At 37.6% G+C, this 14,388-nt stretch carries 15 protein-coding genes, 1 pseudogene and 1 riboswitch; of the genes and pseudogenes, 8 read left to right on the top strand and 8 right to left on the bottom strand.

Annotation, left to right across the window (positions count from 1 at the left end; all coding sequences use genetic code 11):
- Positions 1 to 440: 440 nt before the first annotated feature.
- Together ACEN33_RS04715 and ACEN33_RS04710 are read right to left on the bottom strand one after the other, a co-directional pair.
- Entirely contained in the window at positions 441 to 1,313 is an 873-nt protein-coding gene (locus ACEN33_RS04715; protein WP_407094655.1) for a helix-turn-helix domain-containing protein, read from the bottom strand.
- A 23-nt stretch (positions 1,314 to 1,336) separates the two neighbouring features.
- Positions 1,337 to 1,879: a cysteine hydrolase family protein gene (locus ACEN33_RS04710; protein WP_138404748.1), complete on the bottom strand. Its 543-nt coding sequence runs from the start codon at positions 1,877 to 1,879 to the stop codon at positions 1,337 to 1,339.
- 205 nt (positions 1,880 to 2,084) lie between these two features.
- Between ACEN33_RS04710 and ACEN33_RS04705 the strand changes: the two genes are divergently transcribed.
- The gene (locus tag ACEN33_RS04705; protein WP_407094654.1) at positions 2,085 to 3,782 is read left to right on the top strand and encodes an aryl-sulfate sulfotransferase; all 1,698 of its coding nucleotides are present in this window, start codon (positions 2,085 to 2,087) and stop codon (positions 3,780 to 3,782) included.
- Positions 3,783 to 3,827: 45 nt separating this feature from the next.
- On the opposite strand, the gene ACEN33_RS04700 is transcribed toward ACEN33_RS04705, so the two are convergent.
- Positions 3,828 to 4,727: an acetamidase/formamidase family protein gene (locus ACEN33_RS04700; RefSeq protein WP_407094653.1), complete on the bottom strand. Its 900-nt coding sequence runs from the start codon at positions 4,725 to 4,727 to the stop codon at positions 3,828 to 3,830.
- 237 nt (positions 4,728 to 4,964) lie between these two features.
- On the opposite strand from ACEN33_RS04700, the gene ACEN33_RS04695 reads away from it, so the two are divergent.
- Positions 4,965 to 5,588, top strand: a complete 624-nt coding sequence (locus ACEN33_RS04695; RefSeq protein WP_407089634.1) for a hypothetical protein — start codon at positions 4,965 to 4,967, stop codon at positions 5,586 to 5,588.
- 108 nt (positions 5,589 to 5,696) lie between these two features.
- On the opposite strand, the gene ACEN33_RS04690 is transcribed toward ACEN33_RS04695, so the two are convergent.
- The 4 genes from ACEN33_RS04690 to ACEN33_RS04675 all read right to left on the bottom strand — a co-directional run bounded on the left by ACEN33_RS04690 (position 5,697) and on the right by ACEN33_RS04675 (position 9,455).
- Positions 5,697 to 6,677: an ROK family glucokinase gene (locus ACEN33_RS04690; RefSeq protein WP_407093501.1), complete on the bottom strand. Its 981-nt coding sequence runs from the start codon at positions 6,675 to 6,677 to the stop codon at positions 5,697 to 5,699.
- Positions 6,678 to 6,829: 152 nt separating this feature from the next.
- Positions 6,830 to 7,396: a chromate transporter gene (locus tag ACEN33_RS04685; RefSeq protein ID WP_338490283.1), complete on the bottom strand. Its 567-nt coding sequence runs from the start codon at positions 7,394 to 7,396 to the stop codon at positions 6,830 to 6,832.
- On the bottom strand, positions 7,393 to 7,980 hold the full coding sequence (locus tag ACEN33_RS04680; RefSeq protein ID WP_407093502.1) for a chromate transporter: 588 nt from the start codon (positions 7,978 to 7,980) through the stop codon (positions 7,393 to 7,395). Before ACEN33_RS04680 ends, ACEN33_RS04685 begins: the two co-directional genes overlap by 4 nt.
- Before the next feature lie 122 nt (positions 7,981 to 8,102).
- On the bottom strand, positions 8,103 to 9,455 hold the full coding sequence (locus tag ACEN33_RS04675) for a LysM peptidoglycan-binding domain-containing protein (RefSeq protein WP_407089638.1): 1,353 nt from the start codon (positions 9,453 to 9,455) through the stop codon (positions 8,103 to 8,105).
- Positions 9,456 to 9,683: 228 nt separating this feature from the next.
- Positions 9,684 to 9,786: riboswitch (TPP riboswitch) on the top strand.
- A 76-nt stretch (positions 9,787 to 9,862) separates the two neighbouring features.
- Here ACEN33_RS04675 and thiW point away from each other — a divergent pair.
- The 6 genes and pseudogenes from thiW to ACEN33_RS04645 all read left to right on the top strand — a co-directional run bounded on the left by thiW (position 9,863) and on the right by ACEN33_RS04645 (position 13,520).
- Positions 9,863 to 10,393, top strand: a complete 531-nt coding sequence (gene thiW, locus ACEN33_RS04670) for an energy coupling factor transporter S component ThiW (protein ID WP_407089639.1) — start codon at positions 9,863 to 9,865, stop codon at positions 10,391 to 10,393.
- A complete protein-coding gene (gene thiM, locus ACEN33_RS04665) occupies positions 10,380 to 11,201 on the top strand; it encodes a hydroxyethylthiazole kinase (RefSeq protein ID WP_407089640.1) in 822 nt (273 codons plus the stop codon). The genes thiW and thiM overlap by 14 nt, the downstream gene beginning before the upstream one ends.
- A complete protein-coding gene (gene thiE / locus ACEN33_RS04660; protein WP_407089641.1) occupies positions 11,191 to 11,826 on the top strand; it encodes a thiamine phosphate synthase in 636 nt (211 codons plus the stop codon). Before thiM ends, thiE begins: the two co-directional genes overlap by 11 nt.
- A 13-nt stretch (positions 11,827 to 11,839) precedes the next feature.
- Entirely contained in the window at positions 11,840 to 12,658 is an 819-nt protein-coding gene (thiD, locus tag ACEN33_RS04655; protein ID WP_407089642.1) for a bifunctional hydroxymethylpyrimidine kinase/phosphomethylpyrimidine kinase, read from the top strand.
- A 31-nt stretch (positions 12,659 to 12,689) separates the two neighbouring features.
- Positions 12,690 to 13,004: pseudogene (locus ACEN33_RS04650) on the top strand (RNA-binding protein).
- A 63-nt stretch (positions 13,005 to 13,067) separates the two neighbouring features.
- Positions 13,068 to 13,520, top strand: coding sequence for a hypothetical protein (locus ACEN33_RS04645; RefSeq protein ID WP_407093503.1), 453 nt, complete (start codon positions 13,068 to 13,070; stop codon positions 13,518 to 13,520).
- 26 nt (positions 13,521 to 13,546) lie between these two features.
- Here the strand turns inward: ACEN33_RS04645 and ACEN33_RS04640 are convergent, their stop codons facing one another.
- On the bottom strand, positions 13,547 to 14,173 hold the full coding sequence (locus ACEN33_RS04640; protein ID WP_407089645.1) for a TVP38/TMEM64 family protein: 627 nt from the start codon (positions 14,171 to 14,173) through the stop codon (positions 13,547 to 13,549).
- Positions 14,174 to 14,388: the final 215 nt, after the last annotated feature.

Raw genomic sequence — 14,388 nt, 5'->3', positions numbered from 1 at the left:
TTACACCGCACCCCCTTGTGCATTTCCTCCATGATGTCATCTTGAAGTTGAACATGTTTATCTTTAATATTTAGTAAGTCTGCGATATAATTCATATGAGCCAAGTGAATTCTCCTTTTAGTAATGTGTGGTAACTTTATTATATAGGAATTCACTGGCTTTTTGTGTACATACAAAAAAAGGTGTCAGTGAGATTTCTCTCACCAACACCAAAAATTCAAGAACCCATGTTCGCAGGCTCTTCTTTGTCCCCTGTAACCTTCATATAGTTGAGGCTTAAAATTTCAAAGTTTTTCGTGTAATATGGTTCCTGCGTAGATATTCTCCTTATGTTTTTGGATGGTACTTTAAATATAACGAATATCTGCGTCTTTTAGAAGACACAAAAATAGGGTTGATGACATTTCATTTTTTGTCATCAGCCCTTTTTTAGTTCAAAATTATTTAATCTCAGATGAGGTGTCTCCAATTGATTCGTCAGACTCTTTTTTCATTTTTTCTCTTTCAAAATAAACTAAACCAACGCCTATACCGATTAATATTAACACGCCTAAGACATTCCAAACGGTAAATAATGGGATATTAAACTGCATACTGATGACTAAATTAATTATAATCACAACCGGTACTAAACCAAAGGCTGCAACTGCTAAGAAACGCCATGAAGATAGATGCATTCTTTTATAAATAAAGTATAACGCCCAAAGATAGATTAGAGAGACGAGAGTAATTGGAATAGCTACATTCACCAGTATATTATTCGCACTGATCACTAAGTTTAATAAGAATAAATATGGAATAATCAACACACTAAAAGCGATTAAACTAGACATGATTGGGGTGGTTAAACGGAAGAATAAAGGAAGTATAATTCCCCAAGCAAAAACTATTGAAACCGATGCAATACCTGACCAAGTAATCGTGTTAACACTAAGAAAATCAATGATTAAACATGCCACGATAACAAATGCTAAGACTCCGGTAATCGCGATTAACCACTCCCTTCGAGTGTGTTTAAACTGTTCACTCATATTATTATTCGCATACTCTAAGACGTTTTGAGTGACATCATGTTCTGAAGGTGCTGATTCATCGAGTGAATAACGTTCGCCACGTAATAATTCATTGACTGTGACGCCATAGAAATCTGCTACTGGCTGAACTTGGTCCATCTCTGGTAATTTACTACCATCTTCCCATTTGACTAAATCTTCTTCACTCACATTAATTGCTTCTGCCACTTCAGTGGTCGACAATCCTTTGTCCCGACGTAATTCCAGTAAAAAATTTCCCATTCTTTCTCGTTCAAGCATTGTATATGTCTCCCTTCCTTACCTTAGTCAATAACTTCTGTATGAAAGCAACGTGTCATATGCTCTAGCATCACTTCGCCTAAATCAGTGAATGTTGCTACACCGCGGCGATGTGTCAGTGTTTTAAAGCCTTCAGCATCTGCTCCTCCAATTGTTTGGAATACACAAATATCAGTCGTAACTCCGACTACATGTACCGTATCAACATCTAAATTACGCAAGGTTTCTGCTAATTCCGTTTCAAAAAATGAATTATAATTTTGTTTAGGAAAGTAATGAACATTCTTATGTTCTTGATTCGCCTGGAACCAATCTTTTAACTCTCCATACAATTCCTGTCCCGATGTATTTACCACATTATGCACTGGCCACAGGTCAAAGTGAGGATCATTTGGTTCGTGAGCATCCATCGCAACTACAACTTGTTTGTTAGCGCTTAAAAAATCATCCGCTAAGTTTCTGATATAAGGTACAATTTCTTGACCTGGCTTCCCTACAGTCAATCCTCCGTCATCAGCAACAAAATCATAACTCATATCTACAATTATTAAGGCCTCTTTAGTCATATTATACGGCTCCTTTGCTTTTTCTTTATTATCCCATACTCCAGGTTAAATTTAAAAGTATATATCCTTTCATACCAATAATTGTACGATATATTTTTTGTACTTAACGAAAAATTATATTTTGTATTTTCAATATTTTTTCTCACATGGTAACATAGAGTTAACTAGTAAGTTTGTTGCCATTTATAATAAATAGGAGGTTTCTATGCGACTTAAAACTCTTTATAATGACTCTCTTCCACGGATGCTGATACTTTTTACATTTTTTATTTTTGTCATGACGCCTGCGACTATTTTCGCTGAAAACAATGATGACACCGAAAATATTGACATTCGACTTTATCAGGATAGTACGACTACAGTTTATGATTTTGTCTTACCTGATTCAGAATTTATCGCACGCAATTTTAATCATACAGATCCAGAAATACAAACTCAGTATGATGCTGCTGTTCAAAAGTTAAAATCGATGCATAATTTCTCTTTTGAGGATCCTCTTTTTATCTTAAACCCTTACGGTACAGTCACAAATGGTCTATATATTAATTTTAATCATCATAATGACGACGCTACAGTTAATTATACAATTACAACTGAAGGTCATAAGAATGACCACATTTTCCAAAGAACTTTAAAAAATGCGAGTGAAGATTCTGAATCGTTCGAATCACAGATTATTGGACTCGTCCCTGGTGAAGAGAATCATATTGAATTAGAATGGGTGGATGATTCTAACGAAGTGATTGATACATTATCTTTTAACATTCAGATGCCTAAAACATCTTCTTTCTATCCAAGTTACTTATCAACTCAAGATGGGGACAGCACAAGACAATTATCTGATGGACTATTCTATTTAGTAGGCACTTCACAATTTAATGGCTTTACCTATTTCTTTGATAATGACGGCGTTCTTAGAGCTGAAATTGACACAAATTCATACCGCTTTGATAATTTATTATTCCACGAGGATTATATTATTATGGCAAATACGAGTACACAACTTATTGCCATGAATTCTTTGGGTCAAATTACACAGTACTATGATATGCCTGGCTATAACATGCATCATGATTTCATTATAGGACAAGAGGATGAAGTGTTGATACTTGCCTCTTTAAACGATAGAAAGTCGATTCGTCGAGAAGATATTATCTTATCGCTTGATTTGAATTCAGGTCAGATCAAAGAGTTACTAGATTTAAAAGATGTGTTTGGTGACTATATGCAAGTGACGACCCCTTCATATAATCAAGATGGTGATGCCACAGATTTAGATTGGATCCACATTAATTCGATAGAGAAAGTCGACGAAGACGCTGTTCTGTTAAGTTCTCGTGAGACTTCAACAATCATTAAAGTTAGCAATCTTTATACAGATCCAAAAGTAGATTATCTCATTGGTCCAGAACCAGTTTGGACGGGAACTGACTACAGCAATTTACTATTATCACAAAAAGGAACATTCCCGCTTCACGGTGGCCAGCATTCACTGAATCTTTCTAGAACATCAATTCAAAGTGATGGCGAATATTATGTTACATTCTTTAATAATAATTATTGGCGTTATTTAACACGTCCTGATTATATGGGTCACATTGAAGAGCACAATAGTCGCAACTTCGAGCCTAACCCTGATGATCTTTCTTATATGTATAAATATTTAATCGATGAAAGTGAAGGAACCTTTGAACTTATTCAATCATTCCCTGTTCCTTATTCGTCAATTGTAAGTAACGTTGATCCCTTACCAAATGGGAACTATGCTATTAACAGTGGTAAAGATAACGTGTTTAGCGAGTACGATTCAAAAGGCAACTTAATTCGTTCATATCATTATGTGAGCGGAAACTTTGCGTATAGAGCATTTAAAGACAACTTTACTGACTTCTGGTTTCAATAAAATAAACGGTCTCCTTTTCAAATGGGAGACCGTTTTTGTTTGCTTTTATTTAAAGTCTTTAGCTAATTCTACGAATTCCTTCAGTATTCCAACACGCATAGAAGCATCCGGATTAACCGTTTGACAGGCAGCTAAGTCTGCTTTAATCGTCATTAACATCCCAGCTTGGTTAAAAGTGAGTCCCGCTTCTTTCATTAAGAATTCTACCATATGGTCATTTGCTATTACAATGGCTTCATCAGTAGTTTTACCATAACCATATGTGTAAAAGGCTTCATCAGTTTCAACTAGTGGAACTGAATGTGGGTAATCCTTCATGACTTCAACAGTGACATGCGCTTCACCGCCTGCTTCAACGCCACAACCCCAAACTTCACCATCACCCATAGAGGCATGCATATCACCAATCGCAAGTAAGGCTCCTTCTGTATAAACTGGTAAATACACTACTGACCCTTCTGCAATCATCGTATTATCCATATTCCCACCATGAGGTCCTGGTGTCCCTGTTGTAATGCCTTCATCAGCATTAGCTGTTCCAATCACACCGATCATTTTATTTAGTGGGAATTCAACACTTTGAAATTCAAAAGTACCTTTATCTTCATGTATTGGACAAATCACTGTTTGTTCTTCCTCAATTCCCTTGCTGAACAGTTTATTTAGTCCAGGTGCTGAAACAACGACACCATAATCATTCAACTTAATCGCATTAATCGTTACTTTTAGTACATCCCCTGGCTGTGCTCCTTCAATGTATAACGGACCCGTTGCAGGGTTTACTTTATTAAAGTCAATTTCACTAATAACATCTGCTTCTGTTTTAATTGTATCTGAGAAGCAATCCTTCGTTTCGAATATCACTTGGTCTTCGCTTTTAATAGTTCCAACGGCTTGATTCTCTTTATCCATACTATAAATTACATTGTCTTTTGAAATTCTCATATTTATCCACCTTTCAAAATCATTATTATCCATATCATAGCAGACTCTAATCAAAATGACAGAAAAGACCCTGCGGTGACAGTGAATAATCATTAACCACCCTATTTTACCACTTTAAACACCTTTACTCTTGAATAATTCAATATTTTAATCAAATAATTTACTTTTTACCATTGCCTTTAAACGATTTATGGCTTAATCTTAAGTATATAAGAATATCACTAAGGAGAGAAAATCATGAGTGAATTAATCACTGTCAAACAATTAGCAGATAAGTTGGGTGTTCCTAAAAGTAAAGTATCCTACCAAAGTCGGAAACTAGATGATAGTCTCATTCTTCAACAAAATGGCACTAATTACTTAACTGAACGTGCACAGTTATTAATTACTCAAGCTATACACGACTTGATGAATCCGCCTACGGCTGAAGATGTCGAAAAAAAAGCTGCTGAAGAAGTAAATATTGATACAGAAACTGTTGAATCGAATGAATCTGAACAAACTGAACAGGCTGATCAAACTAATTCTAAGCAGTCTGAGCAAACCGACGAAACTAACCCAGAAACAGAAGAAGACGAAGAACAAGACTCTTTATCTAAAGAAACGAGTCAAGAAATGTTGGATTTACTATATGAGTGGATTGATAATCTAGACGATCAAATTGAAGTAAACCAAGAGCAATTAGAAGTGTATCATGATCAATTAAGAGCTAAAGATGAGCAAATTGATAAATTAACGCAATTATTAAATCAATCTCAACAGTTACAGTTACAACAGCAACAGCAGCAATTAAAACTTGTTGAAGACATTGAGTTTGAAAAGAGCTTGACTTGGTGGCAAAAACTTTTTGGCAAGAAATAACCCCTGTACAAAGTGTTTAAACACTTTATACAGGCACTTATATTCATTATTCTGTAAAATAAGCCCTGACTTCCAAGGAAATCAGGGCTTATTTTTTGTTATGCAATTTTATCCGACTAATTTACCATCATTCACTAACTCAGCTGCTCCTAAAACTGCTGCATCATTACCTAATGATGCAATAACTATTTCAGTCTTTCCTTTAAGTGCTGGGAAGATATAGTTATCGCAATGTCTTGCGACTAATTCACGTAGATACTCTCCCGCTTGCGCTACCCCTCCACCTAAAACAATTTTAGATGGGTTTAACATGTTCACAATATGTGAACAACCTAAGCCGAGGTACTCACCAAACTGTTCAATTACATGTTTAGCAAACACATCATGTTGTTCTGAGGCTTCAAAGATATCTTTGGCACTCAGTTCATCGCCATTATCGATACGTTGTTTGATTCCAGAGTCTCCACTATATTCTTCAGAATACTCTCGTGTTAGATTCATTAAACCAGTAGCTGAAGCTAATGCTTCTAAACAGCCAATTTTTCCACAAGTACAAGCAATACCACTATCTTTATCAATCGTCATGTGGCCAATTTCACCTGCTGCTCCTGAATTTCCGTGAACGATTTGACTATCAACAATAATACCGCCACCTACACCTGTTCCTAAAGTTACCATCACAACATCGGAAGCATTATCTCCTGATCCATGACGTTGTTCACCTAAAGCAGCAATATTAGCATCATTATCCAAGTAGAATGGTAATTTAAAGGCTTCGATAAATTGTTCTCCGACATTTTGAGTCTCCACCCAGTTTAAATTATACGCGCCTGTTACTGTTAAATCGATATGATTAACCGTTCCAGGACTTCCCATACCAATACCTAAAAAGTCTTCTGTTGTTAATTGATATAAATCCATTCTTTCTTGTATTGATTCAATCAGATTCGGAACAATTGCCTTCCCACCATTTAAAACCACTGTATTTACCGACCATTTTTGGAGTATTTCTCCATTTGTCGATACAATAGCTAATTTTGCTGATGTACCCCCTAAGTCAATTGCGATAATTTTATCTTTCGTCGTCATCATTACTCCTCCATCTTTAACTGATATATTTCACTCACTAAATAATTCTCTAGAATGATAATGCTTACTTTATTATTGTATCAAAATTTCCTTGAATAACCACTCTATAGAAAAGAATAATTACTTTTTTTTTCAAAATTAGTCTTTGCCAACTAAAATGCTCCAATGATAACTGACGCAATCACATTTAATACACCTGCAAGTAACATGACTTTTACTGGATCTACTCTCCATTTCATAAGTAAGAAAAGACAGATTCCGAAGATGATAACCGCTGTGATCTTAATCGTCTCAATGCCCATCACTTCAGTTCCCCAAAAAGATGTCACTAAAATTGAAACACCTGCCGTTGCAATCATAGCGACGACTGCGGGACGAAGTGCTCTAAGCACATATTGTAAAACATCCATCTGACGGTATTTCATATATAAAAAAGCCAAAATCGTCACCAATATAACTGAGGGAAAAACTGAACCAAGTGTCGCAGCAACTGCCCCAAAGACACCCGCAATTTGAGTTCCCACAAAGGTAGCTGAGTTAATCGCAATCGGTCCCGGCGTCATCTGAGAAATGGTAATTAAATCTGTGAATTCTTGTAAAGTCAGCCATTGATGTGAGTCAACAATTTCTGCTTGAATTAAAGGTAAAGCCGCGTATCCTCCTCCAAAACTGAAAGCACCCACTTTTAAAAAGCTGACAAATAATTGCCAATAAATCATTGAGTCATACCTCCTTTATTGCGGTTAAAGAAAAATTGAATTAATCCAATACTAGCTGCCACTAGAATAATTAACATCACATTGACATTGAAAATATAATTAGCAATAAAGGCGATAAACATCGTTGCAATAAGGAGTGGACTTTTTGCGTTGGTCACTTGTTGCCCCATTCCAATCACCACAGCTGTGATTACGGCACCAACACCCGCTTGCATCCCCTCAAGCATTAAAGCGATGAAAGTATTTTCCCGGAAAGCATCATAAAATAATGCAATGAGAGATATAATCGCGAATGGAGGAATGATCGTTGCGATTACAGCGGTTAATACTCCAAGCATCCCAGCTAATTTATAACCAACAACGATGGCTCCATTCACGGCAATCGCACCTGGAGCTGATTGTGCAATCGCGACTAAATCTAACATCTCATCTTCATCGATCCAGCCATAATCATCTACAAACCTTTTTTTCATTAGAGTGATAATGACATAGCCACCCCCAAAGGTAAAGCCACTTAACATTAAGGTTGATAAGAATAATTGCTTTAATATTTGCCCTTTTGATTGATTTTCATTTATCTTCATATAATTCTCCTTCAATCATCTTTGTAGTTATCATATTAGCTTAAACAGAATAAAATGTGAATTAAATGATTTTAGACAACAAAAAGCTAAAGTGAATATATCACTCTAGCTTTAGTTTATTCTTAGTATGCTGGGTTGAATGAAACGTGAACATGGTCATAATGGTTGGCAGTGATACTTCCACGGTCTTCCATCGCTGTCCATTGTTGGTTCCAATCTCCATAAATTTGTTGTTCCCAAATAACGTATGAGATATCATTTTCTGCCATACTATTGATTGAGTAATTAGCAATGTCATCTCCCACTTGAGATCCAACAGGTACCATAAAGTCAACGGCTAATCCTGCACCGTGATCTTGTGCGTCACCTGGACGGTAAAGGCTGAATGAATCAGTACCATAGATTGCTGCAACTTCTTCTTTATAAGTTGCTACATGTGGTTGTAAGCCAGCGTTTTCAGGGTTAGCTGCCGGGTCTGTTGCTGGTTCTTCATAAACAGGCTCCTCGTAAACAGGCTCTTCATAGACTGGTTCTTCAGGTTCTTCGTATACTGGTTCGTCAACTACTGGTGTTTCTTCTTCTACTGGTTCCCAAGCTTGACTGTTTTCGTCAACAGTTAAATCAGTTTCGTAAGTTGGCTCTTCATAAACAGGTGCCTCAACTGGGACTTCCTCTACAGGAGCCGCTTCGATAGGCGTTTCCTCAATTGGAGCTTCTTCTACTGGTACTTCTTCTACTGGTACTTCTCCGTAAACAGGTTCTTCGTAAACAGGTTCTTCGTAAACAGGTGCCGTTTCAGCTGGAACTTCTGTCGCTGGTGCTTCTGTATAAGCGGCCGCTTCGACAACTGGAGCTTCTTCAACAACTTCTGTTTCAACAGGTGCTTCTTCAACCAGCGCTTCTACCGCTGGCTCTTCTTCTACCCATGCTGGAACTTCTTCAATAATTGTATTTGATGGTGCAGCACCACCTGCTGATGATTCCGTTTCTGTTTCTGAAACTGTTTCTTCAGGAACAATAACTTCTTCAACAACTTCTGTTTCTGTTTCAGCTTCAGGCATTGCTTCTGGAGCAACTTCTTCTACTTCTGGAATATCTGATAAGTTGACTGGAATACTTACTTCTAAAGTATCTCCATTTGGTGCATCAACTGTTAAGTTGCTTGCGCGGTCATTCGCATCATATTGAGCTGTTAAAACTGTCTCAGGGAAGATTAAGTCAACATCTTCAATATTATTAATTTCTGCTAAATAACGTGATTCAATATTCATCGCTTCAGAAATGACACTCAATGTATCTCCGTATTTTACTGTATAAGATAATTCATTTTCTTCAGTCACAACGATTTCTTCAAGCACTTCTTCTAACTGGCGAGCTTGCCATGTAATATCTGAATCAATCGCCATTGCGATTGGGCCATGTGACATCAATGCTAAGATTGATGATCCAAGCCATAATTTCTTTTTAAAGTTCATATATAAGTTCACCTTTTTTTAATTTATTTTTTTGACATGAACTACTTTAGCATAGTCAATTCTGGAAGCCAATGACATTTCAGCCATTTAAATGAACTGTATTTTGTCTGTAACATAACATTTGCGTGTACATTTGATTGTAACAATTGACCCTATTCTAATAGCTTTTTGTTTGCATACGTTTGCAACCAACCTTACACTGTTGTACAATACTCCATAGATTACAACATTAAAAATACGGGGAGCTTTTGAAAGTAGAGCTGAGAGGAATGTAATATTCGACCCGCTGAACCTGGCTGCTTGCAGTGTAGGGATCATAATTTGCCTTAAAAGCGATTGGCGGAGATGACCTATACTGGATATCTCTGCCTTTTTGTCTATTTAAATAAATTTAGAGGAGTGAGAATTTGAAAACATTAAAAACACAAAAACTTGTCTTAGCTGGTATCCTATCTGGACTAGCCGTCATTGGAAGCTTAATTTCTTTCCCAATTCTAGGCTCGCGAGCGTCACCGATTCAACATATTATTAATATGATTTGCGCAGTGCTTTTAGGACCTAGTTATGGCGTTGCTGTCGCTTTTATTGCTAGTCTATTACGAAATTTATTCGGTTTAGGTACGATTATGGCCTTTCCCGGAAGCATGATTGGTGCCTTTTTATGTGGCATCATCTTTAGCAAAACAAAGAATCTTTTTCTCACTAGCCTGGGTGAAATAGTTGGAACCGGAATTCTAGGTGGGCTTGTCGCATGGCCACTCGCGATTTTATTTTTAGGAGAAAGTGTTGGAACGCTAGCCTTTTACGCTTACGTAATTCCTTTTCTTATTTCCACGATTACTGGAACAATCATTGCCGTTGGAATTATTAACATACTTAAACGAAATAATCGCCTCACCTGGCTAGAAAGAAGTGACCGATCAAATGATAGAGATTAATCATTTATGGGGAAAAGTTCGAGAAGCCCATCCACTTGTGCATACGATTAGTAATCTAGTTAGTGCCAATGACTGTGCTAACTTACTCCTTGCTGTGGGGGCAAGCCCAATCATGGCGAGCGCCATCCAAGAGATGGAAGATATTACCCGAATTAGTCAAGCAACAGTTTTAAACTTAGGCACACCCAATGATTCAAAATACGCTACTTGTACCAAAGCCGGCGTATATGCAAATAAATATGCCCATCCTGTGATTGTCGATCCCGTCGGCATTGGGGCGAGCCTTTATCGAAAAGAAAAAGTCACACAACTTTTAAAAGAAGTTCAACCAACCATTATTAGAGCCAATGTTGGAGAAGTCCAAAGTTTGTTAGGGTCTAAAAGCCAAGCACGAGGCGTTGATAGTTTCGCTCAATCCCATTCTGATGATGGACAATCAGATGCCGTCGTCTTAGCCCAACAGTTGGATTGTGTTGTCTTGATGACTGGAAAAGATGACTTTGTTACCAACGGTACTCACTCTTACTTAATCGAAGGAGGTAGCTCAATTCTCACCAAAGTTACCGGAACAGGTGATATGCTTTCTGTCCTATGTGGCGCTCTATCCGATGTGACTGACCCGCTAACAGCTGCGCTTAGCGCTTCCTATAGTTGGAAAGTCATAGGTAAACTGGTTAAAGAAAGTTCCGCAGGTTTGGGTCAAGCACACAGACAACTCTTCGATTATGCTAGTCAAATTGAACAAATTACCAAAATTCAACATACCGTGACGATTCACGAATCAGGAGGCCGTAAACATGTCAATTAAACCTGAACAACTCACCTTATATGCCATTACAGACCGAACTTGGTTAAATGGTGCTACCTTAGAAGACCATGTCAAAGAAGCTCTCGAGGGGGGCGCAACGATTTTACAGCTTCGAGAAAAGACTCTTTCTGAAGCAGAGTTTCTTGAACAAGCTAAACGATTAAAACCTTTATGTCAGTCTTACAATGTCCCATTAATTATCAATGATCGCGTGGATATTGCCCTTGAAGCTGATGCTGATGGCGTTCACGTAGGTCAAAACGATATGCAAGCCAGTCAAGTCCGCGAAAAATTAGGCCCAAATAAGTTACTCGGTGTATCTTGCCGAACGGTTGAACATGCTTTAGCCGCTCAAGAGCATGGTGCTGATTACATCGGCGTTGGAGCTATGTTTCCCACTCAAACAAAGACTGATACTGAGCCCGTTTCAATTGAAACACTTAAAGCCATTTGTCAATCAGTAAACATTCCCGTTGTTGCTATTGGTGGCGTTACATTATCGAATGTTTCTCAGTTACAAGATACTGATATTGCAGGTATTGTCGCCATCAGTGCGATTTTTGCTCAAGATGATATTCAAGAAGCGGCACACAATTTAAAAGAAGCAGTTTCAAACTTACTTTAAGGAGGTAACATGTATGAAAACTGTATTAACCATTGCCGGAAGCGATTCGAGTGGAGGCGCTGGCATTCAAGCAGACTTAAAGACGATGATTAGTCATGGGGTTTATGGCATGAGTGCGATTACTGCTTTAACTGCTCAAAATACTTTAGGTGTCACTGATGTCTTAGAATCAACGCCCGAATTTTTAGCTGCCCAGCTTGATGCTGTGTTCACAGATATTTACCCCGATGCGGTTAAAATTGGAATGGTCTCAAGTGCGCCGTTAATTAAAGTCATTGCGGATAAATTAAATGAGTACGACGTGCCTTTAGTCGTAGTAGATCCTGTCATGGTGGCAACCAGTGGTTCTACTTTGATGGAATCCGACGCTACCGAGACGTTGAAACAAGAATTACTCCCTATCGCGACTGTTCTCACACCAAATATCGCGGAAGCTGAAGCATTATCTGGCCTTAAAATTAAAACCCATGACGACATGGTCGCAGCTGCAAAACATATTGGCGATACTTATCATTGTGCTGTCCTTTGTAAAGGTGGACACCGTCAAACGGATGCCAATGATGTTCTATATCATGAAGGAAAGGTTCATTGGTTCGAGAGCGAACGCGTGGATAATCCAAATGCCCATGGAACAGGTTGTACTCTAGCAAGTGCTATCGCCTCTAACTTAGCGAAAGATTTTGATTTAATTACTTCTATTGAACGCTCAAAAGCCTATTTAACGGATGCATTAAGAGCAGGACTTGATTTAGGTAAAGGGTCTGGGCCTTTAGACCACGGCTTTGATATCCATTCTAAATACAGTGAGATGAATAATCATGACCATATATAAGATGAAATTAAACTCAGAACCTTTTGATATGATTAAACAGGGACAAAAAACGATTGAACTCCGTCTAAATGATGAAAAGCGTCGCTAAGTTCAAGTTGGTGCTCAAGTTGTATTTGAGCACTTAAATGATTTAACACAAACAATTCAGGAGGATGTAATTGCTTTACATCCGTTCCCTTCTTTCGTGGAACTATATCAGGCTCTTCCTTTACTAAAATGTGGCTATACTTCTAATAATGTGGAGGCTGCTTCTCCAGAAGATATGGAAGCTCATTATTCATTAGAGCAACAAGCGCACTATGGTGTTCTTGGGATTGAAATTAGTTTGCCTGATCATTTTTCTTAACCTTGCTCAGCTTCTATATATTTTCTGTTATAATATCTAAACAAAGGAGTTGTTTGCTTTTCCATGTTAACGATCATTATTTTAATTTTAATCGCCCTCTTGGGCTACACCCTTTTTCATCAATTCAATGCTTTTCGCCAGATACAAATTCGCGAGAATCATCAGCGATTATTTTATGCAACGCCTGTGATTATTGCGATTGTATTTCTAGAGGTTGGATTCGAATTTGGTGAGACTTTTATTCAATACGGCTTACTTATTTTAATCGCTATTAATTTTGTTGCGATTCCTTTTACGTCAGGCCTTTCAAAAGATTTTATCTATTATAAGTCTAATAAAAGAGGCATCGCCGGTTTGATTCCTAAAAGTAAAGCTTTAACCGACGTTATCGGGAGTCAGATTGAAAAAGAGGATGATTATTTTACTGTTGATTTGTCTTTTGAAAAGGAGATTATCAGTTTACGTTTTTCAATTGAACAATTTGACGCTGTACATCAAATAATTTCACGTACATAAAAAGCCAGGCACTCGCCTGGCTTCTTTTATGAGAATAAATTTGAGAGTAAACCTAAGAAATTGTGCACCCCGGCCATAAATAAAAACATCGTGACCGGTTTAAATATCAATTGGATGATGACCATTCGCTTGTAAGTCAAATCACTTAAGCCACTGATCATGATGAATAACTCATCCGGCAATCCTGGTACTACAAGCACCACCGCAAGTATCCACTCAATGTAATAACCTCTATCTAAATAACTCAAACCTTTTTCAACTAATTTTTCATCTAAAAAAGCATATAAAATTGGCTGCCCGAAGCGTTTCGCCAACCAAAATAATATCAATGACCCGAGAAAATTCGCTGAAAACGCCAAAATAAAGCCCAGTAGTGGCCCAAATGCGGCATAAGCAATCACACTCCCGAGCCCGCCGGGAACGATTGGATACACGGTATTGATGATAGATAGAAGGAAAAAGACAATTGGTGCGAATGCCCCAGTTCTCTCGAGTCTTTCTTGAAGAATTTCTGGATGATTAAATAAATCAATTTTGAAAAAATAGGCAAATATGATGAACGTAATCACCGCTCCGACAATGGCTCCCCACTTTAACACTTGCTTATTTCTTTTGAAAAACATAATATCTTTTGACAGTGGTGCCATATCCATAAAACCTACCCTCTCTGATTGAAACAAATCGTCTTTTATTAACTTTACAGTATTATATTTATAGCTAAACTTCATAGGGCTAAAGGACCAAATTTTATCATCCGCCCAATAAAAAAAGAGAGTCACGCTCTCTTTTCGCTATAATAAACATATCATAAATCATCAGATATTTTTAGGGTGAATTCGGAAAAAAATGGCCAGCCGGGTATGGATGG

The sequence above is a fragment of the Ruoffia sp. FAM 24228 genome (assembly GCF_045528575.1).
In the GTDB taxonomy this organism is placed as follows: Bacteria; Bacillota; Bacilli; order Lactobacillales; family Aerococcaceae; genus Ruoffia; species Ruoffia halotolerans.
This window is presented reverse-complemented; position numbering and strand designations above follow the sequence as displayed.

What these genes read in the sequence shown, in the direction of transcription:
- ACEN33_RS04675 (WP_407089638.1), bottom strand. Translation starts at nt 9,455, where the DNA reads ATGAACTTTAAAAAGAAATTATGGCTTGGATCATCAATCTTAGCATTG.
- ACEN33_RS04695 (WP_407089634.1), top strand. Translation starts at nt 4,965, where the DNA reads ATGAGTGAATTAATCACTGTCAAACAATTAGCAGATAAGTTGGGTGTT.
- ACEN33_RS04715 (WP_407094655.1), bottom strand. Translation starts at nt 1,313, where the DNA reads ATGCTTGAACGAGAAAGAATGGGAAATTTTTTACTGGAATTACGTCGG.
- ACEN33_RS04710 (WP_138404748.1), bottom strand. Translation starts at nt 1,879, where the DNA reads ATGACTAAAGAGGCCTTAATAATTGTAGATATGAGTTATGATTTTGTT.
- ACEN33_RS04690 (WP_407093501.1), bottom strand. Translation starts at nt 6,677, where the DNA reads ATGACGACGAAAGATAAAATTATCGCAATTGACTTAGGGGGTACATCA.
- ACEN33_RS04700 (WP_407094653.1), bottom strand. Translation starts at nt 4,727, where the DNA reads ATGAGAATTTCAAAAGACAATGTAATTTATAGTATGGATAAAGAGAAT.
- ACEN33_RS04705 (WP_407094654.1), top strand. Translation starts at nt 2,085, where the DNA reads ATGCGACTTAAAACTCTTTATAATGACTCTCTTCCACGGATGCTGATA.
- thiD (WP_407089642.1), top strand. Translation starts at nt 11,840, where the DNA reads ATGAAAACTGTATTAACCATTGCCGGAAGCGATTCGAGTGGAGGCGCT.
- ACEN33_RS04640 (WP_407089645.1), bottom strand. Translation starts at nt 14,173, where the DNA reads ATGGATATGGCACCACTGTCAAAAGATATTATGTTTTTCAAAAGAAAT.
- thiE (WP_407089641.1), top strand. Translation starts at nt 11,191, where the DNA reads ATGTCAATTAAACCTGAACAACTCACCTTATATGCCATTACAGACCGA.
- ACEN33_RS04685 (WP_338490283.1), bottom strand. Translation starts at nt 7,396, where the DNA reads ATGATTTATTGGCAATTATTTGTCAGCTTTTTAAAAGTGGGTGCTTTC.
- thiM (WP_407089640.1), top strand. Translation starts at nt 10,380, where the DNA reads ATGATAGAGATTAATCATTTATGGGGAAAAGTTCGAGAAGCCCATCCA.
- ACEN33_RS04645 (WP_407093503.1), top strand. Translation starts at nt 13,068, where the DNA reads ATGTTAACGATCATTATTTTAATTTTAATCGCCCTCTTGGGCTACACC.
- ACEN33_RS04680 (WP_407093502.1), bottom strand. Translation starts at nt 7,980, where the DNA reads ATGAAGATAAATGAAAATCAATCAAAAGGGCAAATATTAAAGCAATTA.